Raw genomic sequence first — 23,999 nt, 5'->3', positions numbered from 1 at the left:
ATCCAGGAAAACGGAAAGGCAGTGAACCGATTATGTTATTCGATACATCAGCGATAGAGCGAATCCGCGAAACGGCCGGCAAAGACCCTTACGCCGCGGCCGGCTTCAAGCAGCTGAAGCAGGATGTGACGGCTGCAGGCCGGATGAATTTGGAGGAGAAGCGCCAGCTTCTCCTCCGTTTAGACCGGCAGTCGCAGGAGGATGAACAGGCTTACGGCGAACGCGCCGCTTTTGTCCGGGAATATTCGGAGCTTGCGGTGCGGGCTTCTTTCCTTTATTTGCTGGAGAAGGATGAAGCGCACGCGGAGCTAACGAAACAGCTCATATCGCTTGTAAGTTTGTCCAGCGTATGGATGGCTCATGTAGACCGCAGAGTGATTTGGAAGTCGGATTTAACGACGGCCGATGTAGGCGTCAATCTGGCAGTTGCATTGCAAAATATTATGGATCAGCTGTCCGAGGAGGAAATCGGGCGGATAACGTCCGTTTTGCTGGACCAATGTGTGCATCCGCTGTACGAGGACTGGCTGTCGCCGGAGCTTCATGTCAATGCGCTCGATACGATGGGGCATAATTGGTGGACGGTATGCATCGGCGGAATGGGTGTCGTGCTGCTGGTGCTGGGGCCGGAACGGGTGCCCCGCTTTCATAATTATTTGGAGCAGACGATCGACGCGCTTCGCGAATGGATTACTTATCCCGGCAACGTGCTGCAGAACAAAAACGCCAACTTTGGGCCGGACGGCGATTTTCTGGAGTACCTCAATTACTTCATGTACGCCTTCTCGAATTATTGTCTGTTCAGAGAGCTGCTGCGCAAAGATTATAACCGGGACGAGCTGCAGTTCAGCGAGCTGGAAGAGAAGTCCGCCGATTATTACGGCTCGTTTTTCCATCTGCTGTCGGATGGCCCGCGTTTTGCTGATTTTGGCGATGTGTCCGTGCCGGAGAAACAAACGCAATATATATTTTATTTGTGCAGCCGGTATAACAAAGGCTGGACGCAAAAACAGTTCAAGCAGCTTTGCGCCAAGCTCATTATGCCTTACGAATTTTATTTTTACGAAGCGGATCTGGACGAGAGCGGCCCGCTGCCGCCTGCGGAGCAGATCATTTCCTATTCCGGTTACGCCGCCATTCGCACCGGGTTTGCCGATACGGATACGTCTTTTTTTATGAAGACGGGGGAGAGCTGGAACCATAACCATATTGATGCGGGGACATTCGAGCTGGCCAGCTGCGGGAAGCTGTTTATAACCGATTCCGGAACATGCAGCTACAGCGACCCGAAGTACGCCGGCTACTATATTAAGCCGCAGGCGCATAATGTTGTCCAATTCAACGATGGTTTGCAGACGGACGATCTTCGTTATCAAGGAACGAAATATATGGGCAGCTTCCCGGTCTGGCTGCCGGCAGGGAATTATAAATATTTGCTGGCTGACTGTGCCGGGCCGTTTATTAACCAGTTTCAGCGTTATTTCCGCCACGTTATTTTTTTGAAGGATGTTATGGTAATGGCGGATGATTTGTTTGCGTATCAGGACGGGACGCTGCATTATAATCTGCATGTGAACGGGACGATCAGCAGAAGCGGAAGCCTTGCGACGGTAAACCATGACGGTGTGGAGCTTGCTGTTCACAGCCTGTTCCCGCGTGGTCATGAGTGGCGGCTTCAGCCGGGTTTTACGCATGAAGTGAAGACGCCGCAACGCACAACGCCCGAAGCTGATTATTTGCAAATATCGGCGTCGACTAGCGGCAGGAGGGGCAAATTCATTCATGCGTTCAAGCTGCCTGCATGCGACAGCACCGTTACATTTACAACCGATGAGGACGATCATGCGAACGAAGTGATCATCGAGAGAGAGGAATATACGGAACGCATCATCTGCAACTTGCTCGCCGACGGCAGATTAATGCACGAGAATGCAACCTTGCGGTATAAAGATATCGGCACCGATGCGTTTCTCGTATATATTAAAACAAACCGCCAGGGTGAAATCGTGCAAACAGCTATGCACAACGGCAGCGTGCTTCGCATCAACGGCGTTTGCTATATGTCCTCAATGTTGAAACACGATGTGCTGCTTAATTATGAAGATCGTACAATTACAGCAGCTGCGAAAGCGGATGCAAGCGGGTATTTCAAAACTTCGCAAGCGCCGGATGCCGAGCTGGCCAAATTCGGCCTGAAGGCCGGCACCAGCGTATTCCGTTTCTGATTCAACTTGCTGAAATAGCAGAAACCGTCTGTTCCCCCGGACCAGGCGGTTTCTTGTTGTTGGTATAGAACATGAGGGACGGCTTGTCAGCTGCGCCCGTCCATAAACTGCTTGGGGCTTTTGCCGGTCATTTTTTTGAATGTCCGGCTGAAATGTTCCGGCGATGTATACCCGACCTTTTCGCATATTTCGTAGATTTTGAAATGGGAAGTTTTCATCAGCTCCATCGCCTTCGAGATGCGGATGTGCGATAAATAATCAACAAAACTGGCGTTTTCCTTCTCGGAAAATAACCGGCTTAAGTAGCTGCTGTTAATATTAAATTTGCCCGCGACGGATTGCAGGCTGATGTCATCCGTATAATGGCTGGCCATATACAGCTTGATTTGATGAATAATCGAATGCTCGCCTCTATAGGTTTGAAGTGCATGAATAAAGGACGCCAGCCATTGGTTTAACGAATGCAGGTCGCCGTTATGCTTCCAGTGCTGCTCGTATTCCGCGCTTAAAGCCGCGGTGGCGCCTGTGAACAGCCCGTTTTGCTGGGCAAAATCAACAAGTACAAAATGATATTTCATGTACAGGTCCGCTACTGCCTGAATGTGCCGGACACAGACGGATGAAGGGGAGATGGCGATACCGGTTAAATCCGCCGCCTTGCCTTGTTCAAGCCATAACGTATTCAGCAGCTTTTTGAGCTGCGCGGTTCTGCCGGCGGCATTGATCTCCATCGGCGAAGGTTCTGCCAGCTGCGGCGTATAGCGGATGATAGAGCCGTTGCCGGCAATAAAGCAATATGCGGCGCATAAGCGCGCTTCTTCCGCCAGCGCAGGCAGCTTGGCGAAGTCGGCTGACGTGCGGCTGATGCCGATGCTGGCACAAAGCCCTTCAAGTTTAAGCCGGCTGGATAATTCCGTCATATGGCTGTTCATGGCCGCTTCGGCTTCATGAACGGCATATTGCAGCACCAGCATGTATTCATAGGGCGAAACGGCTGCTATGTCGCAGCGCATTTGTTCACGGCAAGCGAGCGCCTCCTCCTGCTCCATTACATAACGGGTTATTTCCGCCGCGAAGGAACCGGCCGGCGGAGCAGCTTGCCCGTTTGGCTTATGCAGCTTCACCATCATGCTACGCCATTTTTTGGGCGCATGGCCGCTCAGCAGGCTTTGCAGCGTACCGATATCCGCTGCGCTAATATGGCCGGCGGCAAGCCGGCTGAGCAGCGTTTCCTTCAGCCAATATTGCCCGTCATACGCGCTGCCCTTCTCCGGTCCTTCGCTTAAGCCGCCTGAATTAGCGGCGGCCTTCTCTTGCAGCCGTGACAGCACATGCCGGATTTGCTGCTCGGTCATTTCAGACTTCAGCAAATAGTCTTTGGCGCCAAGCATAAAGGCATCCTTCACCAAATGAAAATCGTCATAAGCGCTGACGACGATAAAATTAAGCCCGGGGCGCACCTCCAGCGCACGGCGGATTAAATGCAGGCCATCCATCACCGGCATCCTTAAGTCGGTGAACGCCACATCAATGCCGGAATGCTGCTCGATAAACTGATACGCGTCTTCTCCGTTATAAAACTCGCCGGCCAGCTCCATGTCCATCTGCTGCCAAGGAATCATGCCTTTGATCATTTGCCTCACATACGGCTCGTCGTCTACGATGATTGCTCTCAACATGCATTTGCCTCCATTTAAGTATAGTTTTTTTCAAGCTGTTCGAAGGAGATAGGTACCGTATCGTCTATATGCTTAAGGACAGGCAATACGATCCGGACATTGGCGTACAATCCTTCAGCGCTTTCCAGCTCGATGCCGTAAGGTTCGCCGTATTGCAGCCGGATCCGTTTATGGATGTTCACGAGGCCGATATGAAGCGAGTCGGACACAATGGTTGATGCATCTTGTTCCAGTATCCGCTCCAGCATCGCGTTAGGAATGCCGATGCCGTTGTCATAGACCGAGATGACATGGATAAAGTTATCCGTCAGCTGCGATGAAATGACGATGCCGGCGTATTCGCCGGAATTCAGCTTTTGGCTTAAGCCGTGCAAAATTGCGTTTTCCACAATAGGCTGCAAAATCATATGGGGAACATATAAAAAGCGCGTCTGATCGTCGATCCGGTATTCTACATGCAGCAAGTTGTTGTACCGGAGCTGCTGCAGCTGAATATAATCATCTATATTTTGAATTTCCTGCTGCAGCTGAATCGCAAGATCGGAATGGCTCAGCGTATTTCGAAGCAGCCGGCTTAATGTTACGAGCATGCCGGCGGTGACTTCATCCTGATGGTTCATCGCCGAAAACCGGATGGAATTAATCGTGTTGTATAAAAAATGAGGATTAATTTGATATTTCAGCATGTCAATTTCGGACTTTCTTTTTTGGCCTTCGATTTCAATTGTAAGTTTAAATAAATTATCGATCCGGCGCACCATCTGGTTGAAGCCGTTAATGATTTCTCCGATTTCGTTCCGCGAATGTTTTGCGATGGAAATGACGATGTTTTTTTCGCCAACCTTTTTCATGGCATGTGCAAGCCGTTTGATCGGCAAAATAATTTCCTTCGAAATAAAATAGGAGAACAAAAACATTACGAGGAGCAGGCTGATAATGAGTACGACCGTAAATAAAATGATCGAAGAGGAAGCTTTCGTCACGAGCCTGGACGGGGACAGCTGAATAATATGCCAGCTGGACACATTGGAGAAGCTTTGCAGCACGAGATACCGGCCGATATACTGTGTATCCTGGCCAGAACGGCCGGAAGGGATCCGGTTCGTAATATCCCGGAACCGGGCGCTGCTCGCAGCCGTGCCGTCCATATTGCTGGCGATGATCGTATGGCTGTCGTCCATAACGCTGACCATGCTGTCCGCAAGCCGCAGATGGCTGTTCAATATGTCGGTAATGCGCTGCTGCCGCACGAGAATAATGAATTGGCATAAGCTTTCTTTGGGGTTATAGCCCATAATGTCGTATACGTTTTTGGTAATAACGGTATATTCGCCGTCAAACAAACCAAAGGGGTTGGACTGGCTGCTGAACCAGTGCATGTTCGGCGTATTGATCGTATTGGCGATAATCGGGTTTTGGTCGAAATGGTTGTTGATGGATATAAAATCTTTGTAGCTGTAAACGGGGCGCCCGTCAATGACAACTAGTGCGGCAGCGATATCGTCATCGGTAGCAAACAGGCTTTTAATTTGCGGATCGAGGTTCATAGCGCCGGTATAAATAGCTTGCTGCATATTGCCGGTCTGAATATCGCTGGCGATGGAAATGACGGAATTGTAGAAGGTTGTAGAGTTAGAGATGATATCGGTATATTTCTGGAACCGGGTATACAAATTATCAAGCGATGACTGGCTTTGCCGCACATCAAATGAAATGGTATTGACAAGCTCCTGCTCGGCGTTCGTTTTGATGCTGGCATACGAATAATAGGATAACGCCAGCAGCGGTATAACCGACAGAAATAAATAATAAACAAAAAACTGCGTTTGAATGGTCGTTTTCATCGTAATCAGCTCCGTAAACAGGCGAAATAAGGAAACAAAACCGTCCTATTTCTATTCGACAAAAAGTGATGAAAACCCTTTCTCCATCATGGATTTAAGCGGTCTTTAACGAATGGCGGCGCTGCCCTTCGGGAAGATGCAGGAAGGCGCAGGCTCCGCATTCGAAAAAAAAGTATTGTTTTGAAAACGCTTCTATGGTAAGTTGTGTATATAAAAACGTTTTTATTGTAAAGGAAGAATTTTGTTATGGGCAAAGTCACCATTAAGGATGTTGCAAGAGAAGCGGGAGTTTCAATATCTACTGTTTCCAATGCCTTAAATGATGTAGATGTATTAAATCCGGAAACGAAAAACCATGTGCTTAACGTTGCAAAACGGTTAAATTACGTGCCGAATTTAAACGGCAAGCTGCTGAAGTCGGGCAAGTCCAAGATGCTTGGATTTTTTACGACCAGCGTGTCCGGTCCGTATTTCTATACGCTGGTGGAGTCCATGGCAAGGGAATGCGACCGTCTTGGCTATGGTTTAAACGTGTTTGTTACGAAGGACAAGCAAGTTATTATGAGCAATATTTTAGGCGGCCGTGTTGACGGGGTCATTATTTTCGAAGAGCTGAAAATTGATGAACGGGATATTGCCGTTATGGAAAAGCATAAAATAAAAACGGTTTTTCTGGACCGTATCGTGCAAAATGAAACGATGGGCAGCATTATATTCGATTCTTTCGTAGCCGGATATGAAGCGACCAAATATTTAATTAATCTGGGGCATAAAAAAATCGCCTATATTTCCGGCGTAAATACGATGTTTGACAGCGTGCAGCGGAAGGAAGGGTATCTTGCAGCCTTGCGCGACTATCAGTTCCCGATTGATGAAAGCTATATTTTGCAAGGCTACTTCGAAGAAGAGGGTTCTTACAACGCAGTCAAAACATTCCTTCATCTTCATCCCGGCAAAGTGCCCGACGCCTTTCTCGCCGGCAACGACTTAAGCGCAATCGGCTGCATGCGGGCGTTAAAGTCGCAAGGTTACGAGGTGCCGCAGGACATCAGCGTTGTTGGCTTTGACGATATTGATATCGCGCAATACTTTACGCCGCCGTTAACAACGGTGCGCAACCAGATTGCGAGGCAAGGCATATTGGTTGTCGAGCATCTGGTCCGCATGATTCAAAAAAAAGAGCAGGGCCGCATTCAGAAACTGACCGGCGAGCTTATTGTCCGCCAGTCCAGCCAAGTTCGAATCGACCGGAATTAGCTGCATCGCCGCTGACCCGATTCGCTGACTAAGAGATACCTTCATTTTTTTTATTTTGGAGTTCGTACAAGGGGGTTTTTTTGACTTAAAATAAAAACGTTTTTATTTTTTTAGAGGGCATGTTTTAAAAAAGGAGGAGTAGCAGGTGAGCAGAACAGCAGCAGCTACGGAAGCTGGCGTCGTTCAAGCTGTCGGCAAAAAGCCGATGGGACAAAGAATAAAAGCGTTTATTGTTGATTTCTTCCGCCAGTGGGAGCTTCAGTCGATGATTCTTCCCGGTATTATTTTTATGTTTATTTTTTGCTACATTCCGATTTACGGCTTGTCGATCGCCTTTAAAAACTACACCGTTATCGATACTTTAAGCTCCGCCCCGTGGGTTGGCTTTGATAACTTCCATATTATTATGACGGACAAATATTTTTGGGATTCCGTTGTCAATACGCTTGGCATCAGCTTCCTGAAGCTCGCCATCGGCTTTGTAGTTCCGATTATTTTGGCGATTATGATTTACGAAGTCCGATTGGGCCGGCTGAAAAAATTCGTGCAAACGATTTCGTATTTGCCGCACTTTTTATCGTGGATCGTGCTGGGCGGCATGCTCATCACGTGGTTTTCCACAACCGGCTTGTTCAACGAGCTGCTGCTTGACCTTCATATCATTTCGAAGCCTCATAACATTTTGCTAGATGCGGGCAAATATTGGTGGATCGCCACATTGTCCGACATTTGGAAAAGCGCCGGATGGGGGACGATTTTGTACTTGGCTGTCATGGCTAAAATCGACCCGACGTATTACGAAGCGGCCAAAATCGACGGCGCCGGCCGGCTGCGGCAAATTTGGAACATTACGCTGCCGAACATGCGAAACATTATCAGCTTAAACCTGATCCTGACTGTAAGCGGTTTACTGGGCTCCAACCTGGATCAGACACTGGTTCTGATGAACTCGCAAAACCGCGATAAAGCGGAGGTTATTAACTCCTATGTATATCGCATGGGCTTGACGCAGGGGATTTCTCCTATGCAACAGCTGTAGGTCTCGGGATTTCTATTGTATCCGTTATTTTGCTTGTCACGGCAAACAAAATTACTAGCCGTCTGAATGATAATCAATCCGTATTATAGGCCAGCTTGAGGGGAGGCACGGCTGTGAACGTTAAAGCAGCTAAAAGAGATTGGGATAGCCGTATATTCGATACCGTCAATATCGTGTTGCTTGTCTTATTCACCTTAATCATTGTAATTCCATTATGGAACGTCATCATTTCATCCCTCAGCTCGGGCAAATCGCTGGCGGAAGGCGGCTTTATTTTTTGGCCGACTGATTTCTCGCTTGAAAATTACCGGGCGGTATTCCGGGATGACAGCATTTGGCAGTCGTTTTTTATCTCCATTGCCAAAACGCTGCTTGGCGTCGGGACGCATGTTTTCTTCTGTGCCATGATCGGCTACGGCTTAAGCAAAAAGCATGTTCGCGGCCGCAAGTTTTACGTGGCGATGGGCGTCATTACGATGTTTTTCTCCGGGGCATGATTCCGACTTACCTGCTGATCAAATCCCTTGGCCTGCTGAACAGCTTCTGGGTTTATATTATCCCTGCGCTTTTAAGCTTTTACGATGTCATCATCTTAATGAACTTTTTCCGCAATGTGCCGGAATCGCTGGAGGAATCCGCCAAAATCGACGGCGCCGGCGACTGGCGGATCTTCTTGAAAATCTTTATTCCGCTGTCCATGCCGGCTATGGCTACCATCGCACTGTTCAACGGGGTTGGGCAATGGAATGATTTTATGACAACCAAGCTTTACATTACCGACCAATGGCTGTACCCGCTGCAAATGAAGCTGTACGAAATTATCGTGCAGTCGCAAACCCAGTCGATGCAAAATATCGGGGGTTCGGCCGTAATTGATGTCGCAACCAAAGGGGTTCAACTCGCAACGATTGTCATTACAACATTGCCGATTGTTGTGATTTATCCAATACTTCAAAAGTACTTTATCTCCGGAATGATGGTAGGGGCGGTGAAAGAGTAAAGGAACTTTTCAAGTAAGGCAGCAAGACGTGCTTGGTAAGCGCTTTATTTAAAAAAGGGAGGATTACAAAATGGTGAAGTTAAAACATGTTTTTGGCAAAAAAGGACTCACGGTTTTGACGGCGGCGCTTGCGGTTACGCTTGTGGCATCCGGCTGCTCGTCCAACAACAATAACAGCGGATCAGGCTCGAAAAAAGATAACGCCGCAGCCGCCGGCTTTACTCCGGATCCCAACACGCCTTCATGGCAGGTGGACAAACGGGATCAGCCGACAACATTGACCTGGTATGTGAACGCCGACTGGTGGAACACCGACTTCGGCAACGACGTCGTGACGAAAAAAATTAAAGAAGACCTGAACATTAACATCAAATTCATTACCGGCGACGACACGAAGCTGAATACGTTTTTTGCCGGCGGCGATATGCCTGACCTGATTACTGTATTTGACGCCAACTCCCAAGTTGTGCAAAAAGCTAATTCGTGGGCGGTTCCGATTAACGACCTGGCCGATAAATACGACCCTTATTTCTATAAAGTAGCTTCCAAAGATACGCTTAACTGGTTCCAGATGAAAGACGGCAAAACGTACGGCTACCCGGACTATTCCAATACGCAAGCGGATTATGACAGCGGCAATATCCCTGCCAAAACCGCCTTTATTATCCGCAAGGACGTATATGAAGCGCTTGGCAAACCGGAAATGGGCACGCCTGAGCAATTCGAATCGGTACTGAAACAAATCAAACAGAAATTCCCGGACCTTCTGCCATTTGGCTTCAACTCCATCGGCACAGGCACAGGCTCGCTCGGCAACGTATTCCAAGACTTCCTTGGCGTTCCGCTGGAAGACAGCAACGGCGGCTTCTACAACCGCAACTTGGACACGGACTATTTGACCTGGCTGAAAACATTGAACGCAACTTACCGCGACGGCCTGATCAGCGATGACAGCTTCGCAGATGACGGCACTGCGTTCGAGGAAAAAGTAAAATCCGGCAAATATGCGACGATGCTGCTGGATGGCACGCCTCAGCAAGGCGGCAACCTGCAGGCGTTTATGACGGCTCACCCGGATGAGCAATATATCGCGATTGACGGGCCGCAAAGCACAGTGGGCAACAAGCCGGCGCTGAACCAATCGGGCATTACCGGCTGGATGATCAGCTTTGTAACCAAAAAAGCGAAAGACCCTGCGAAAGCTATCGAATTGTTTACGTATTTGCTGAGCGACGAAGGTCAAATGCTGACGAACTACGGGATCGAAGGCCAAACGTATACAAAAGATGCAAACGGCAAAGTATCCTTTACGCCTGAAACGAACCAAGTCCGCCTGAGCGATCCGGATAAATTCAAGAAAGAATACCGGATGGGCGAATTTATTTTCTTCGGCCATGACCGTTACAAAGCGTTAAGCGCAGATGCATTCCCGGATGCCATCAAGCAAATGCAGGAATGGGGCAAAGGCAAGCTTGTGCCGCACTTTATTCTCGAAAATATTAACCCGGATCCAGGCACGCCTGAAGCCCGCGCCCTCAGCGCCATTGATACCAAATGGAACTCCGATATGGTCAGCATGATCCGCGCCAAGGATGATAAAGGTTTCGACTCGGCGCTGAACGATTACAAATCGTTCCTGGATCAAAATGGCTGGGATAAGATCGTACAGATCCGCTCGGACAAAATGAAAGCCAACAAAGAAAAGCTGGGCATTCAATAAACCGATTGCAAGGATAGGGTAAACATAGACATCATGGGAGGGAACCAACATGCTGGATCTTAAATTGTATTATTCCAAAGGCGAAGGCGAGTTGTTTAACGAACAGGCGCCCCGGCAGCTTGCGCCGGCTTCTTCAGAAGCGGAGCTTGCCGCAATTACGGTTGACGACAGCGTGACGTATCAGGAGATGGACGGCTTTGGCGCTTCGTTTACGGACTCGTCCGCCTATTTGATCAATCAAGTGCTGGAGCCTGAACAGCGCGCCGGACTAATGCGCAAACTGTTTGATGCGGAAGACGGCATCGGATTGTCGGTGCTGCGCAATCCGATGGGCGCGTCCGATTACGCCCGTGATTTTTACAGCTATAACGATTTGCCTGACGGGCAAACCGACGAGCAGCTGGAAGGCTTCTCTATCGCTCATGATGAAGAGGATATTATTCCTCTTCTTCAGGAAGCGGTGCGCCTTAACCCGGACGTGAAGCTGATGGGCTCGCCATGGAGCCCGCCAGGCTGGATGAAAACAAGCGGCTCGATGATCGGCGGCGAGCTGGAGCCGCGTTATTACGCGTCGTATGCGAACTATTTTGTACGTTATATTCAAAGCTACGCTGCGCATGGCTTGCCGGTTTACGCCGTAACGCCGCAGAACGAAGCGCTGTATTCGCCGGTTCATTACCCGGGCATGATTTTCCCGCCGGAAGCGCAAGCGGAATTCGTACGCGATTATTTGAAGCCAAGCTTCGTGAGAAACGGCATTGGCACGAAAATTTTATGCTACGACCATAACTGGGACAAGCCGGAATATCCGCTGACTGTGCTGGAGCAAGCCGGCGATGCGGTCGACGGCGTCGCTTGGCACTGGTACGGCGGCCGTCCGTCCGCCCAAACGGATGTGCTTGAAGCGTTCCCGGGGAAAGAAGTGCATTTCACCGAAGGCTCCGGCGGCGAGTGGATTCCGCCGTTTGAGAAGGCGTTCTCCAACGTGATGCGGACGGGAATCGAAATTTTGCGCAATCATAGCAAATCGTTTGTGCTTTGGAATATGGCGCTGGATGAGAACAACGGGCCGGCCGTTCCTGGCTTTGGCCAAAGCACCTGCCGGGGCATCGTAACCGTGAACCAGCAGACGAAAGAGCTGACGTATACGCTTGATTATTATGCGCTTGCGCATTTCAGCAAAGCGATCCGCCCGAAAGCGGTGCGCATTGCGTCGGAGTCGAGCAAAGAAGAGATTCGTTCGGTTGCTTTCCGCAACGCGGACGGTTCTATTGCCGTCGTGCTGTTCAATGACAGCGGCGAAACTTCGAACGTTGAACTGAATCTGCCGGGCGGCCATGCCGCAGCCTTGAGCCTTGCGCCTAAAAGCGCGCTGACCGTCATTGCAAAATAAAAATCAAAAAGCATTGCCGTCCCTTAGCGGAAGGCAATGCTTTTTTGATTGCTGAACAGCCCGTGCTTGCGGCGTGGATGGCGGCAAGCACGGGCTTCCCGGCTTAAACGGCGCTGACGCTTCCGTATTTGGCCGTATATTGTTCAAAAGAAACGACTTCAACCGTACCCGACCAGCCCAACACCTTGCTGACAAATCCGCGGATGTTCAGCCCTTCCATGCCGTACGTTTCGGCTGTGTTGCAGGAGTCTGTTGCATCGGAGATAAATGTGACCTTGTACCCGCGGTCAAATGCGGCAATGGCTGTAAACATGCAGCAAAATTCCGTTTCGAACCCCGTGATGAACAGGTGGTCCGCACCAAGCTGCTGAAGCGTCTCCGCCAGCGAAGTGTTGTGGAAGGAATCCGGCGTTTGTTTGACAATTATATGTTCCGCATAGCCGCTGACGGAAGAATGAAGCTCCGAACCGGAACAATGCCGGTACAGCGGGGAGTCTTCGTCATCCTCCATATGGCGGATAAACAACACCGGGTTTCCCGACGCTTGAAAGTTCTGGATGCACTGTTCGATCCGGCTTAACTCTTCGCGAAAATCTCCTGCTTCTACGATTCCGTTCTGTACATCAATCACTAGCAGTGCCTGCATATTTGCCAATCCCCTTCCATTATGGCTGCTTCTAAATATGGAAATTCTGCACAAGGCGGGGAAGATCCTCTTTTTTCCTCCATTTGTAAAAATGGATTGTAAAACCAAGTATTCCGACATATAATCTATTTATTAAAAAAGTTCATTGGGGGATCGGAGTGGGGAAATCATTATCGATTCATAAAGTAGTGGCGATTGGCATTGGCTCGGCTTTGTTTGTTATTCTTGGCCGGTTCGGCTCCATTCCGTCCGGCGTGCCGGATACAAACATCGAGACGACCTACGCGCTTCTGGCCATATTCGCATTGTTGTACGGGCCGTATGCCGGCCTGCTTATCGGGTTAATCGGGCATACGCTGAAGGATGCCATTTTCTATGGATCGCCATGGTTCAGCTGGGTAATTGCATCGGGAGTGGTTGGTTTGCTGATCGGGTTGCTGACGAGAGGCATTCGTATCGGGGACGGGCAGTTCGGCAACAAGGAAATCATCCGGTTCAACGCCGTGCAAGTTATTGCCAATGCGGCAGCCTGGTTTGTGATTGCCCCAACGCTTGATATTTGGATCTATGCCGAGCCGGTAAACAAAGTCTATACGCAAGGCCTTGTGGCAGGCGCGGCCAACATTGTGACGGTAGCGGTATTAGGCACGCTGCTTGCCGGCGCTTATGCCCGAACAAAAGCCAAACAAGGCAGCTTGACGAAAGAAGTCTAGCAAGCATTGCCTTATCATTCGAGAGACCGCTGCAGGCTGGTTGGCATAGAAGCTGCCTGCACGCAATAGAAAATAAGTACTTCAAGTCGGTGGCCGCCACCGGCTTTGCTGTTTTCTGAACCTTTTATAAAGGAAGAACGCCAATGAAAATGATACAGTTCCGTAACTTTTCCTTCCAATACCGTGCACAAGCGGAACCGACGCTTCATCACATTGACCTGACGATTCAAGAAGGGGAGAAAGTGCTCATTCTCGGCCCGTCCGGCTCGGGCAAAAGCACGCTGGCCCACTGCCTGAACGGATTGATTCCTTTTTATTATCCCGGGAAGCTGGAAGGCTCGTTAGCCTTGATGGGCAAGGAGCTGAAGGAAACGAGCATCTTCGAGCTGTCCCGGCTGGTCGGCACCGTGCTTCAGGACCCGGACGGGCAATTTGTAGGGCTGACGGTGGCCGAGGATATCGCCTTTAAGCTGGAGAATGAAGGCGTTCCGCAGCCGGAGATGAAGAGGCGTGTAGCCGAAGCGGCGCGTATGGTGGACATGGAGCCGCATCTGCATGCATCGCCCCATATGCTTTCCGGCGGCCAGAAGCAGCGGACGGCGCTTGCCGGCGTTATGGTCAGTCCTGTGCCCATTTTGCTGTTTGACGAACCGCTGGCGAATCTGGACCCGCTGACCGGGCAAAAAGCGGTAGAGCTGATTGACCGGATCGGCCGGGAAACCGGGAAGACGGTTATCATCATTGAGCACCGGCTGGAAGAAGTGCTTCATCGCCACGTAGACCGCATTATCGTCATGCAAGAAGGGCGTATTGCAGCCGATTTGCCGGCAGCGGAGCTGCTAAGCTCGGAGCTGCTGCGCGAGACGGGCATCCGTGAGCCGCTGTATATTACGGCGCTGAAATACGCCGGCTGCAGCATTACGCCCGATATGCGCCCGGAGCATCCGGACAGCATCCGGCTCGAAAGCTGCGCAGATCAGCTGCGCGCCTGGCATGAGCGGCACAGCGCTCCGCAGCCGCCGGAGCCGGCTGCGCCGATACTGGAGCTGCAGGACGTCAGCTTTGGCTATGAACGGGGCAAGCTTGCGCTGCAGCCGCTGTCGCTCGCCGTCCGCCAAGGCGAAATGCTGTGCATCGCCGGCCGGAACGGCGCAGGCAAGTCCACCGTCTCCAAGCTTATTTGCGGCTTTCACCAGCCGTTAGCGGGGCGCATCATGCTGCATGGGCGCGATATGTCCGCGATGACGATCAAGGAGCGCTCCCGCCATATCGGCTTTGTAATGCAAAATCCGAATCATATGTTGTCCAAAACGATGTTGTACGATGAGGTTGCTCTTGGTTTGAAAGTGCAAGGAGAGCCGGAGGGACGCATGGCGGAGCGGGTGCATGAGGCGCTGAAAATATGCGGCTTATATGAAATGCGGAACTGGCCGGTATCGGCGCTCAGCTTCGGGCAAAAGAAACGGGCGACTATCGCCTCGATTCTGGTGCTTGGCCCAGAAATCATCATTTTGGATGAGCCGACGGCCGGCCAGGATTTCCGCCATTATAACGCGATGATGGAGTTTCTGCTGGAGCTGAACCGGCAGGGAACGACCATCATCATCATTACACACGACATGCATCTGATGCTGGAATATGCCACACGCTCCGTTGTGCTGTCGGAAGGGCAGAAACTTGCAGACGGCCCGCCGGGCGATAGTTTGGCCGATCCGTTTATCGCCAATTCCGCCAATTTGAAAAAAACATCCGTTTATCGGCTGGCGGAGCGGGCCGGCATCGAAGAGCCGCAGGAATTTGTAAGGCGGTTTATTGCATTTGACAGGAGGTGCCGGACGCAATGAATGTCAAGATGCTGGCTTATACGCCGCTCGATACGCCGATTCACCGTTTGGCCGGAGCGTCAAAGCTGCTTTTTTTTATTATTTGGTCAGTTACAGCCATGATCACATACGATACGCGGGTCCTTGCCGTTATGCTGGCGTTCAGCCTCGTTGTATTAGCTTTGTCGCGAGTCCGTTTTGCCGATTATTCGTTTGTGCTAGGGCTTATATTATTTTTCTTCCTGCTGAATCATATTGCGATATTTTTGTTTTCTCCGCAGGAGGGCGTCCATATTTACGGCACGAGGCATGAACTGCTGCCTATATACGGGCGGTATGCCGTAACGGAGGAGCAGCTGTTCTACCAGCTGAACATTGTTTTAAAATACGGCGTTGTCATTCCGATGGCGCTTCTATTTCTATTAACCACCCATCCAAGCGAATTTGCAGCATCTTTGAACCGGGTGGGGATCAGCTACCGGATCGCCTTTGCCGTTGCCATTGCGATGAGGTATATTCCGGATGTGCAGCGTGATTTCCAGAACATCTCTTTTTCCGCACAAGCCCGCGGCATTGACATTTCGGGTAAAGAACGGCTGTTGAAACGGCTGCGCAACGTCATTTCGATTCTGATGCCGCTTATACTGACAAGCATGGGCAGAATCGAATCGGTCAGCGCCGCGATGGAGCTGCGCGGGTTTGGCGAGAAGCGCCGGCGGACCTGGTACAGCGCCCGTCCGTTTAGGGCCGGCGATATTGCGGCCACCGCTTTTATTGTTTTATTTGCCGCCGGTGCGGCATGGCTTACATTTCGTGACGGAAGCCGGTTTTATAATCCGTTTCAGCGCTAACTTTTTGCCAAAATAAAATCAAGTTCGTGCAAGATAGAGCGAATAACAAAAATAGAAGTGGTACAGACGCGAGACTGCGCGCTATAATATTAGGCAAGAGAGGGGGCGCCGTCTTGGAATACAACGTAGAAGTGAGATTTAAGCCATTATACGAAGTAATTGGCAGCTTACATACTTTCCTTTGCCGCCAATCCCATAAGAAGCTGGATTTGTCGCCTTCCTGGCCGGCAGAAGCCCGCCGGGGGCTGACGCCTGAACTTGTGGAGCTGCTGAACAATACGGCGATTGACGGGGACTGGAAGCTGACGTATTTGCTGGTGCATTTATGCCCGGCCGATGATGCCGCAGGTTTCACCGATTGGCTGAGGAAGCTGTCGGCAGGGGATTTGTATGAGCTAATATCCCTGTATAGCAATCAGTTTCCTGCGCAAATGTCGGATTTCCGCGACCGCACCATTCAATTGTTTGAGTTATGGAACGAGCAGTATGTTCGCCATATGGATCCTATTATTATGAAGCGGCTGCAAGAAGAAGCGAGCGATAAGCAGCGGCTTCTGCCTTCGGCCGACATCCAATCCTTTGTGGATGAGACGACAAACGGGCTTTATTTCGCTCCGGTTAAAGGGCTGGACAACGTTGTATTAATGCCGCAATATCATTTTCAGCCGATTAATGTGATCAGTTATTTCGGCAGCTTTACATTATGCCATTATGCAGCAAGGGTATACGTGGAGGACGAGGATTTCCTGAATCCGCACGAATACCGGATGATCCGCAGCGTAGCCGAGAAAAGCCGGCTGAAAATATTGCGTTTCCTGCAGCAGGGACCACGTACGTTTATCGAAATTGTACGGCATTTGGAGCTCTCGAAAGGCATTACGCATGATCATATTTCCAAGCTGCGCAACGCAGGTCTTCTGGCCGCGCATTTCGAAGGGGAGACACTGACGGCTTACAGCCTCAGGCCAAGCGCTTTGGAGCAGGTGCATCATAAAATTATTGGTTACATTAAGCAAGAGGTATAACAGCGGTACGCCACTTACGGGAATCGCTGCCTGCGCGTGTCTTTTCACGCGCAGGCAGCGATTTTTTTTTGCGGCATAAATAGGCCGCTGGGCGAGTTGTTTGTAACGAACTGTATTGATATTCTTTAAATGCAGAAATATTTTTAAGTTCTCTATTTACAGAACCGCAATTCATGCCTATAATAAAAAACAACAAATAAATGCTTAGTAATTCTATCGGAATTAATCTGGGCGACAAGACAGGTTTCAATGCTATGTATATTAGGAGGGTTAAGATGAAGAAAAGAATTACAGTCCTATCCACAGCATTACTGGCAAGTACATTACTGCTTTCGGCCTGCGGCAACAATAGCGACAACAACGCCGGCAGCGCCAATGCAGGCACGAGCCCATCGGCTGCTCCGGCAGGCGACGCAGCTCAGCTCATTACAGCTTCTGATCTGTCGAAGCTTCCGGACACGGCCAAAAGCCGCACGGACACGATTATTGTAGGACTTACCGATCCAAGCGGCGCGTTTACGCCGTATTTCCAGCAAAGCGGCTATGACGGCAACGTATCGTCGCTGCTGTATACCCCGCTTGTGACGGTTGACGATAAAGGCCTTCCCATCCCGGGCATTGCCGAGAAATGGGATGTTTCTGCCGACAACTTGACTTATACGTTCCATCTGCGCAAAGATTTGAAGTTTAGCGACGGTTCGCCGCTGACAGCCGATGACGTGGCGTTTACATGGACAATCCTGAATGACAAATCGTACGACGGCGATTCCCAAGTAAACACGCTTCATATTAAAGGCAGCGATGCTTATAAAGCAGGCACGGCAACGAGCATCGAGGGCATCAAAGTAATCGACCCGCAAACGGTATCCGTTACGCTGGAGCAACCGAATGCAAGCGCATTGACAATGCTCGGTTCCGATGTATTGTCGAAAGCGTATTATGGCAAAGACTATAAGCAAGGCCAGCTCGATTACATGAAGAAACTTAGCGGCAGCCCGCTGGGCAACGGCCCTTACAAGCTCGAGAAATTTATTCCGGGCCAAGAAGTGCGCATGGTTGCGAACGAAAATTATTTTGCAGGAAAACCTAAAACCGAACATTTTATTTATAAAACGTCGGAAGGCGACACTTGGCAGTACCTGGAAACGGGCGAAGTGGACTATGCTTCGTTCAGTGCGACCAAAGAAAATATTGATAAGCTGAAAGGTCTTGGCTTCGTAAACATTTTGCCTTACACGCCAAGCAACTACGGTTACTTGCAGCTGAACCTGAAACATCCGGCTCTGCAGGACAAGCTTGTACGCCAGGCGCTGACGTACGGACTGGACCGTCAAAGCATCTATGTGGATGCTAGCCAAGGCGCAGGCGAAGTCGCGAACATTCCTTCTTCGAAAATTTCGTGGGCTTATACGGAAGAGGGCATCAACCCGTATAAATTCGACCAAGAGAAAGCGAAAGAGCTGCTGGATCAAGCTGGCTGGAAAGTTGGCGCAGGCGGTATCCGCGAGAAAGACGGCAAACAGCTGACCATCCATTACCTCGGTTCGAAAAAGCCGGAAACCGACATCTTTATCGCGGTTGCGAAAGAAGATTACGAAGCGCTGGGCATCAAGTTTGAACCGGAAGTATTCGCTGACTTTAACGCTCTTGTATCGAAGGTAGAAGGCGGAGACTACGATATGGTATCGTTCTCCACACCGCTGCTGACAGACCCTGCCGACGGCCTCATCCAATTCGTCGACGGCGAGATCGAAGGCTACAACGATCCGAAGTTCAAAGAGCTGTACGACAAAGGTTTGGCAACAAACGATATTGAAGCCCGCAAAGCGGTGTACAAAGAGCTGTTCCAATACTTGAACGATGAGCTTCCAATTATTTATACAAGCTACAAGAAAAGCGTATATGCCTACAACGGCCGGATTCAAAACTTGAGCGTCAGCCCGTTCAACGGTCTTGCGCCAAGCCTGCCGAACTGGACATTAAGCGACATCAGCCAATAACGATACAAAAAACTCCATTCCCTGCCTCGATTTTCGGGCAGGGAATGGCAGGTTTAAGGAGTCGATTATGAGCACTTATATTACGAAGCGGATCGTCTATATGATCCTTATTTTATTTGCGGCTTCCTTCCTTATTTTTTGCCTGTACGCGCTGACGCCGGGCGATTTTATCAGCGGCAATATTAAGCTGACCCCGGAACGCAAAGAGGAACTGCGGGAAATTTACGGTTTAAATAAACCGGTCATTGAACGGTATTTCACATGGATGGGCAATGCGTTCCACGGGGACTTCGGGTATTCGCTGTCCCAGCAGAAGCCGGTGCTTACGCTGTTTAATCAATACATCTGGAACTCGTTCCTGCTGGCGATTGTCTCCACGTTCCTGACGTGGCTGCTGGCGGTTGTCATCGGTGTTGTTGCCGCGTACAAGCAATACTCGTGGTTTGACACGCTGGTCATGATTTGTGTATTTGCCGCGATGTCAATCCCATCCTTTTTTATCGGGTTATTTCTGATCAAAATGCTGGCTGTTGACTGGAAATGGCTGCCGCCGGGCGGCATGATGACGACCGGCAGCAATGCGACCGGCATTGCTTATTATAAGGAAGTGATCCACCATATGATTCTGCCGGTCATCGTCATGACGCTGCTGGGCGTCGGATCGCTGACGCGTTACTTCCGCAGTAATATGATTGACGTTATTAAGCAGGATTATATCCGTACGGCGCGCGCCAAAGGGATGAAGGAACGGAAAGTGCTGTTTACCCACGCGCTCCGCAACGCGCTGCTGCCGGCGATTACGCTGGTAGGCTTTGAACTGCCGGCTTTGTTTGGCGGATCGCTTATTATTGAGAAAATATTCAACTGGCCGGGCATCGGGCAGCTGTATATGCAATCCTTCTCCTTGCGGGATTATCCGCTGCTGATGGGCTTTACGCTGTTTATCGCCATTTTGACCGTCATCGGCACGCTGATATCGGACATTTTGTACCATGTGGCCGACCCGCGGGTCAGATTGTAGGAGGTTAACACGATGTCAATGAGTTACGGACAAGCCCAATCTTCCGCTGTTCAGCCGCGCAAGGCTGCCCATACGTCGCTGTGGAAACAGTCTTTGCGCCGGCTGCTTAAAAATAAACTGGCCATCATTGGTTTTGTTGTCGTAGCGTTTATGTTTCTGGCTTGCTTTATCGGCCCGTTCTTCTCGCCTTATACGGACAACAAAATCAATATGGCTTATATGAATAAACCGCCAAGCCTGAAGCATTGGCTCGGCACGGACCAGCTTGGGCGCGATGTAATGACCCGCGTGCTGCAGGCCGGCCGGATCAGCTTGACGGTCGGGATCGCCTCGATGGTGCTGTCGGTATTCGTAGGATCGCTGCTTGGCGTTATTGCGGGTTATTACCGCGGCGTTGTTGATCAAGTGATTATGCGTATTGCCGATCTGCTTCTGACCATTCCTAGCTTGCCGCTGCTGTTTATATTCGGCGCTTTGCTGTCGGAATGGAAGGTGCCGACCGATTACCGGATGTATATCGTCATGCTGATGCTCAGCATCGTCGGCTGGCCGGGCCTCGCCCGGATGGTGAGGGGCCAGATGCTCAGCCTGCGGGAGCGCGAATTTATGCAGGCGACTGTCGTGCTTGGCCTTCGCGACCGCCGCAAGCTGTTTAACCATTTGCTCCCGAACCTGGTGCCGCTCTTGATCGTTATCGCAACGCTCAATATCGGCGGCGCGATCCTAAGTGAATCGGTGCTTAGTTATTTTGGCCTCGGCGTTATGGCGCCTACGCCAACCTGGGGCAATATGATCGACGCGGCGAACAATATGATTGATTTCCAAGACCATCCTTGGCTATGGATTCCGCCAGGCTTCTCGATTTTTGCCACGGTTATTGCCATCAATATTTTTGGCGACGGGCTCAGGGATGTACTGGATCCGAAGCAGAAAAGGTAGGTGCATGCCATCATGAACAACTTGCTTGAGATTGAACATTTGCAGACGCATTTTAAAACGGAAGAAGGCACGGTACGTGCCGTTGATGATATTAGCTTGAACGTGCGCAAAGGCGAAATCGTCTGCATCGTAGGCGAGTCGGGCAGCGGCAAAAGCATCACTGCCATGTCGGTTATGGGGCTGATTGAAGGTCCGGCCGGCCGTGTTGCCGGCGGCAGCATCCGGTTTGACGGCGAGGATCTGCTGAAGCTGAGCCGCAATGAGCTGCGCACGATACGCGGCAACGAGATCGCGATGATTTTCCAGGAGCCGATGACGTCGCTGAACCCGGTCCTGAAGATTGGCGAGCAGATTATGGAGCCGCTGATGGAGCATCAGAAGCTCAGCAAAAAAGCGGCCCGGAAGCGGGCGATCGAGCTGATCGGCGAAGTTGGCATTCCCCGCGCCGAGCAAATTGCGGACAGCTATCCGCATGAGCTGAGCGGCGGCATGCTGCAGCGCATCATGATCGCCATTGCGATTTCGTGCGGACCAAAGCTGCTGATCGCCGACGAGCCAACAACGGCGCTGGACGTAACGATTCAGGCGCAAATATTGGACATGCTCCGCAAGTTCAAGGAAGAGTCCGATACGTCTATTTTGCTCATTACGCATGACTTGGGCGTTGTGGCCGAAATGGCCGATTACGTTGTTGTAATGTATGCAGGCAAGGTCGTGGAGGAAGGCGAAGTAGTCGAGCTGTTCGAAAATCCGAAACACCCGTATACGCAAGGCTTGCTGAAGTCGAAGCCGATCATTAACCAGCGCCAGGACGAACTTTATTCCATTCCGGGGCAGGTGCCGAATCCGCTGGAGCTGGTACCGTCATGTTATTTCCATGACCGCTGCGCCCATTGCATGGACATTTGCCGGACGAAGCAGCCTGCATTGAAGCAGGTCGGCGGGCAGCAGAAGGCGGCTTGCTGGTTGTACGAGGAGGAGGCGATAGCCCATGTCTGAGACCGTTCAGCCATTGCTTGAGGTAAACGGGCTTAAAAAATATTTTCCGATCAAATCCGGTTTGTTCAGCCGTACGGTCGGACAGGTTAAAGCTGTAGACGATATCAGCTTTTCGATCCGCAAAGGCGAAACGTTTGGCCTGGTCGGCGAGTCGGGCAGCGGAAAAAGCACAGTTGGCAAGACGATTCTGCGCCTGACGGACAAAACGGACGGGACTGTTACGTTTAAAGGGATTGACCTGCATACGCTGCAGCCGGAGGAACTCCGGAAGCTGCGCCCGCAGATGCAGCTCATCTTCCAGGATCCGTACAGCTCGCTCAATCCGCGCGTGCGGATTGGCGATGCGATTGGCGAAGCGCTGCTCGACCACGGCCTTGTGCCGCAGGCCGAAGTTCGCGACCGCGTGCTCGAAGTGCTGGAAGCATGCGGCCTGTCGTCGTATCATATCGACCGGTTCCCGCATGAGTTTTCCGGCGGCCAGCGTCAGCGCGTCGGTATCGCCCGGGCGCTGGCGCTTGACCCGGAGCTCATTATTGCCGACGAGCCGGTATCTGCGCTGGACGTATCGATTCAAGCACAGATCATTAACCTGTTCCGCAAAATGCAGGATACAAAAGGGCTGACTTACCTGTTCATCTCCCATGACTTAAGCGTTGTGGAGCATTTATGCTCACGAATCGGCGTTATGTATTTGGGTTCGATGATGGAAACGGCTCCGCGGGACGAGCTGTTCCGCAATCCGCTGCATCCGTATACGAAAGCGCTGCTGTCGGCTGTGCCGATCCCGATTCCGAAGCTGAAACGCGAGCGGATCGTATTAAGCGGGGAGCTGCCCAGCCCTGCTAATCCGCCTGCCGGCTGCAAGTTCCATACGCGCTGCCCGTTTGCAGTAGCCCGCTGCAAAGAGGAAAAACCGGAATTCCGCCATGTGGGGAGCGACCATTATGTCGCGTGCCATCTCGTATGAGCCGTAAAGTAACGGTTCCGCAGCTGTACGCATTGCAGCTGGAGCGGATTGCCGCCAATGGGCTGGCGGCGGACGATATTGTGGCGATGCTTCGCAGAGGCAGCGAAGCGGAGCTGGCGGAGAAGATTGATCCCGAGGTGAAATGGGACCGGCTGCTTGGCTTTGCCAAGGATAACTGGCAGGCGGTGGAGACTGCGGTGCGGGAAGGGTACCGGTTCCCGTTTATTACAATCGGCGGCATTAAAAATTTGCTGGCGATCAAATTCGGCAAGCGGGAGGGGACGGATTACCGCTTCCAGGGCGACCGGATTGAGGAGCTTTCGCTTAGCAGCGCGGAATATAATCTGTTACGCAGCATGATTCCGTTATATTGGCGTTTTTTCAGCGGCGATGTTGTGGAGCAAGCGGAGCGCATCCGGATTTCCATTGCGCTTCAGCCGCAGGAAGAGCTTGCTGTTATTGTGGAGTAATTGTAGTGAAAGGCGGCGCCCCCATCAAACACGATGGGGGCGCCGCCTTTTTTGGACGCAGCACGCCGTGGCAGTGCGCAGCCCAATTCGCCGTGTGTGGAGCAACTTGTGAGAGGCATTGCGCGCAAATGCAAAAATGCATTTGATTCTTAATGAAAAGCGGTGAATTTACGAATTAAATGCAAATATGCAGGTGATTTTTCTTGAAATGCTCATTTTCGGCTATTTTCAATTAAAACAAATGCAAAAATGCATTTTAAAGTGAAATTAATTAGGAATGTAGAAGAAACAAATGCATATTTACATTTGCGACATTGGCAGAGTGCCTCATACATAGCCCATCGTGCAACCTTGCAACGGAACACATCGGGCATTCCCTGGCCACAGC

The 23,999-nt window shown here is 50.8% G+C and carries 17 protein-coding genes and 2 pseudogenes; 16 read left to right on the top strand and 3 right to left on the bottom strand.

Annotated elements, in window-relative coordinates; translation table 11 throughout:
• Positions 1-32 precede the first annotated feature (32 nt).
• Positions 33-2,225 (top strand): heparinase II/III domain-containing protein, encoded by a 2,193-nt coding sequence (locus ET464_RS11780; protein WP_129441109.1) that lies wholly within the window; start codon positions 33-35, stop codon positions 2,223-2,225.
• Between the two features lie 86 nt (positions 2,226-2,311).
• Here the strand turns inward: ET464_RS11780 and ET464_RS11775 are convergent, their stop codons facing one another.
• Entirely contained in the window at positions 2,312-3,904 is a 1,593-nt protein-coding gene (locus ET464_RS11775; RefSeq protein WP_129441107.1) for a response regulator transcription factor, read from the bottom strand.
• Positions 3,905-3,918: 14 nt separating this feature from the next.
• A complete protein-coding gene (locus ET464_RS11770; protein ID WP_129441105.1) occupies positions 3,919-5,748 on the bottom strand; it encodes a sensor histidine kinase in 1,830 nt (609 codons plus the stop codon).
• A gap of 246 nt (positions 5,749-5,994) precedes the next feature.
• On the opposite strand from ET464_RS11770, the gene ET464_RS11765 reads away from it, so the two are divergent.
• The 5 genes and pseudogenes from ET464_RS11765 to ET464_RS11745 all read left to right on the top strand — a co-directional run bounded on the left by ET464_RS11765 (position 5,995) and on the right by ET464_RS11745 (position 12,157).
• The gene (locus tag ET464_RS11765) at positions 5,995-7,005 is read left to right on the top strand and encodes a LacI family DNA-binding transcriptional regulator (protein ID WP_129441103.1); all 1,011 of its coding nucleotides are present in this window, start codon (positions 5,995-5,997) and stop codon (positions 7,003-7,005) included.
• Between the two features lie 145 nt (positions 7,006-7,150).
• Positions 7,151-8,133, top strand: a pseudogene (locus tag ET464_RS11760) (ABC transporter permease).
• Between the two features lie 24 nt (positions 8,134-8,157).
• A pseudogene (locus tag ET464_RS11755) lies at positions 8,158-9,044 on the top strand (carbohydrate ABC transporter permease).
• Positions 9,045-9,114: 70 nt separating this feature from the next.
• Entirely contained in the window at positions 9,115-10,764 is a 1,650-nt protein-coding gene (locus ET464_RS11750) for a type 2 periplasmic-binding domain-containing protein (protein ID WP_129441101.1), read from the top strand.
• A 49-nt stretch (positions 10,765-10,813) separates the two neighbouring features.
• A complete protein-coding gene (locus tag ET464_RS11745) occupies positions 10,814-12,157 on the top strand; it encodes a glycoside hydrolase family 30 protein (RefSeq protein WP_129441099.1) in 1,344 nt (447 codons plus the stop codon).
• 103 nt (positions 12,158-12,260) lie between these two features.
• Here ET464_RS11745 and ET464_RS11740 read toward each other — a convergent pair whose 3' ends face one another.
• Positions 12,261-12,803 (bottom strand): isochorismatase family protein, encoded by a 543-nt coding sequence (locus tag ET464_RS11740; RefSeq protein ID WP_129441097.1) that lies wholly within the window; start codon positions 12,801-12,803, stop codon positions 12,261-12,263.
• Positions 12,804-12,961: 158 nt separating this feature from the next.
• Between ET464_RS11740 and ET464_RS11735 the strand changes: the two genes are divergently transcribed.
• From ET464_RS11735 to ET464_RS11690, 10 genes are all read left to right on the top strand, one after another.
• Complete coding sequence (locus ET464_RS11735; RefSeq protein ID WP_129441095.1) at positions 12,962-13,516, top strand: ECF-type riboflavin transporter substrate-binding protein; 555 nt, start codon at positions 12,962-12,964, stop codon at positions 13,514-13,516.
• A gap of 143 nt (positions 13,517-13,659) precedes the next feature.
• Entirely contained in the window at positions 13,660-15,360 is a 1,701-nt protein-coding gene (locus tag ET464_RS11730; protein WP_129441093.1) for an ABC transporter ATP-binding protein, read from the top strand.
• Entirely contained in the window at positions 15,357-16,190 is an 834-nt protein-coding gene (locus ET464_RS11725) for an energy-coupling factor transporter transmembrane component T family protein (protein ID WP_129441091.1), read from the top strand. Before ET464_RS11730 ends, ET464_RS11725 begins: the two co-directional genes overlap by 4 nt.
• 113 nt (positions 16,191-16,303) lie before the next feature.
• Positions 16,304-17,215 carry an ArsR/SmtB family transcription factor gene (locus tag ET464_RS11720; protein ID WP_129441089.1) on the top strand — a complete coding sequence of 304 codons (912 nt, stop codon included), beginning with the start codon at positions 16,304-16,306 and terminating at the stop codon, positions 17,213-17,215.
• 275 nt (positions 17,216-17,490) lie between these two features.
• Positions 17,491-19,215: an ABC transporter substrate-binding protein gene (locus ET464_RS11715; RefSeq protein WP_129441087.1), complete on the top strand. Its 1,725-nt coding sequence runs from the start codon at positions 17,491-17,493 to the stop codon at positions 19,213-19,215.
• Between the two features lie 67 nt (positions 19,216-19,282).
• Positions 19,283-20,236 (top strand): ABC transporter permease, encoded by a 954-nt coding sequence (locus ET464_RS11710; protein WP_129441085.1) that lies wholly within the window; start codon positions 19,283-19,285, stop codon positions 20,234-20,236.
• An 18-nt stretch (positions 20,237-20,254) separates the two neighbouring features.
• Positions 20,255-21,175 (top strand): oligopeptide ABC transporter permease, encoded by a 921-nt coding sequence (opp4C, locus tag ET464_RS11705; protein ID WP_244226767.1) that lies wholly within the window; start codon positions 20,255-20,257, stop codon positions 21,173-21,175.
• Between the two features lie 12 nt (positions 21,176-21,187).
• A complete protein-coding gene (locus tag ET464_RS11700) occupies positions 21,188-22,174 on the top strand; it encodes an ABC transporter ATP-binding protein (RefSeq protein ID WP_129441081.1) in 987 nt (328 codons plus the stop codon).
• Positions 22,167-23,141, top strand: a complete 975-nt coding sequence (locus ET464_RS11695; RefSeq protein ID WP_129441079.1) for an ABC transporter ATP-binding protein — start codon at positions 22,167-22,169, stop codon at positions 23,139-23,141. The genes ET464_RS11700 and ET464_RS11695 overlap by 8 nt, the downstream gene beginning before the upstream one ends.
• Entirely contained in the window at positions 23,138-23,611 is a 474-nt protein-coding gene (locus ET464_RS11690; RefSeq protein WP_129441077.1) for a hypothetical protein, read from the top strand. Before ET464_RS11695 ends, ET464_RS11690 begins: the two co-directional genes overlap by 4 nt.
• Positions 23,612-23,999: the final 388 nt, after the last annotated feature.

It is taken from the genome of Paenibacillus protaetiae (assembly GCF_004135365.1).
In the GTDB taxonomy this organism is placed as follows: Bacteria; Bacillota; Bacilli; order Paenibacillales; family Paenibacillaceae; genus Paenibacillus_AP; species Paenibacillus_AP protaetiae.
Note: the sequence above shows the minus strand (reverse complement) of the source record. Positions and strands in the feature narration are given on the sequence as shown.

Coding starts and splice junctions, on each gene's coding strand:
- ET464_RS11780 (WP_129441109.1), top strand. CDS start 33: ATGTTATTCGATACATCAGCGATAGAGCGAATCCGCGAAACGGCCGGC.
- ET464_RS11775 (WP_129441107.1), bottom strand. CDS start 3,904: ATGTTGAGAGCAATCATCGTAGACGACGAGCCGTATGTGAGGCAAATG.
- ET464_RS11770 (WP_129441105.1), bottom strand. CDS start 5,748: ATGAAAACGACCATTCAAACGCAGTTTTTTGTTTATTATTTATTTCTG.
- ET464_RS11765 (WP_129441103.1), top strand. CDS start 5,995: ATGGGCAAAGTCACCATTAAGGATGTTGCAAGAGAAGCGGGAGTTTCA.
- ET464_RS11750 (WP_129441101.1), top strand. CDS start 9,115: ATGGTGAAGTTAAAACATGTTTTTGGCAAAAAAGGACTCACGGTTTTG.
- ET464_RS11745 (WP_129441099.1), top strand. CDS start 10,814: ATGCTGGATCTTAAATTGTATTATTCCAAAGGCGAAGGCGAGTTGTTT.
- ET464_RS11740 (WP_129441097.1), bottom strand. CDS start 12,803: ATGCAGGCACTGCTAGTGATTGATGTACAGAACGGAATCGTAGAAGCA.
- ET464_RS11730 (WP_129441093.1), top strand. CDS start 13,660: ATGAAAATGATACAGTTCCGTAACTTTTCCTTCCAATACCGTGCACAA.
- ET464_RS11725 (WP_129441091.1), top strand. CDS start 15,357: ATGAATGTCAAGATGCTGGCTTATACGCCGCTCGATACGCCGATTCAC.
- ET464_RS11715 (WP_129441087.1), top strand. CDS start 17,491: ATGAAGAAAAGAATTACAGTCCTATCCACAGCATTACTGGCAAGTACA.
- ET464_RS11710 (WP_129441085.1), top strand. CDS start 19,283: ATGAGCACTTATATTACGAAGCGGATCGTCTATATGATCCTTATTTTA.
- opp4C (WP_244226767.1), top strand. CDS start 20,255: ATGAGTTACGGACAAGCCCAATCTTCCGCTGTTCAGCCGCGCAAGGCT.
- ET464_RS11700 (WP_129441081.1), top strand. CDS start 21,188: ATGAACAACTTGCTTGAGATTGAACATTTGCAGACGCATTTTAAAACG.
- ET464_RS11695 (WP_129441079.1), top strand. CDS start 22,167: ATGTCTGAGACCGTTCAGCCATTGCTTGAGGTAAACGGGCTTAAAAAA.
- ET464_RS11690 (WP_129441077.1), top strand. CDS start 23,138: ATGAGCCGTAAAGTAACGGTTCCGCAGCTGTACGCATTGCAGCTGGAG.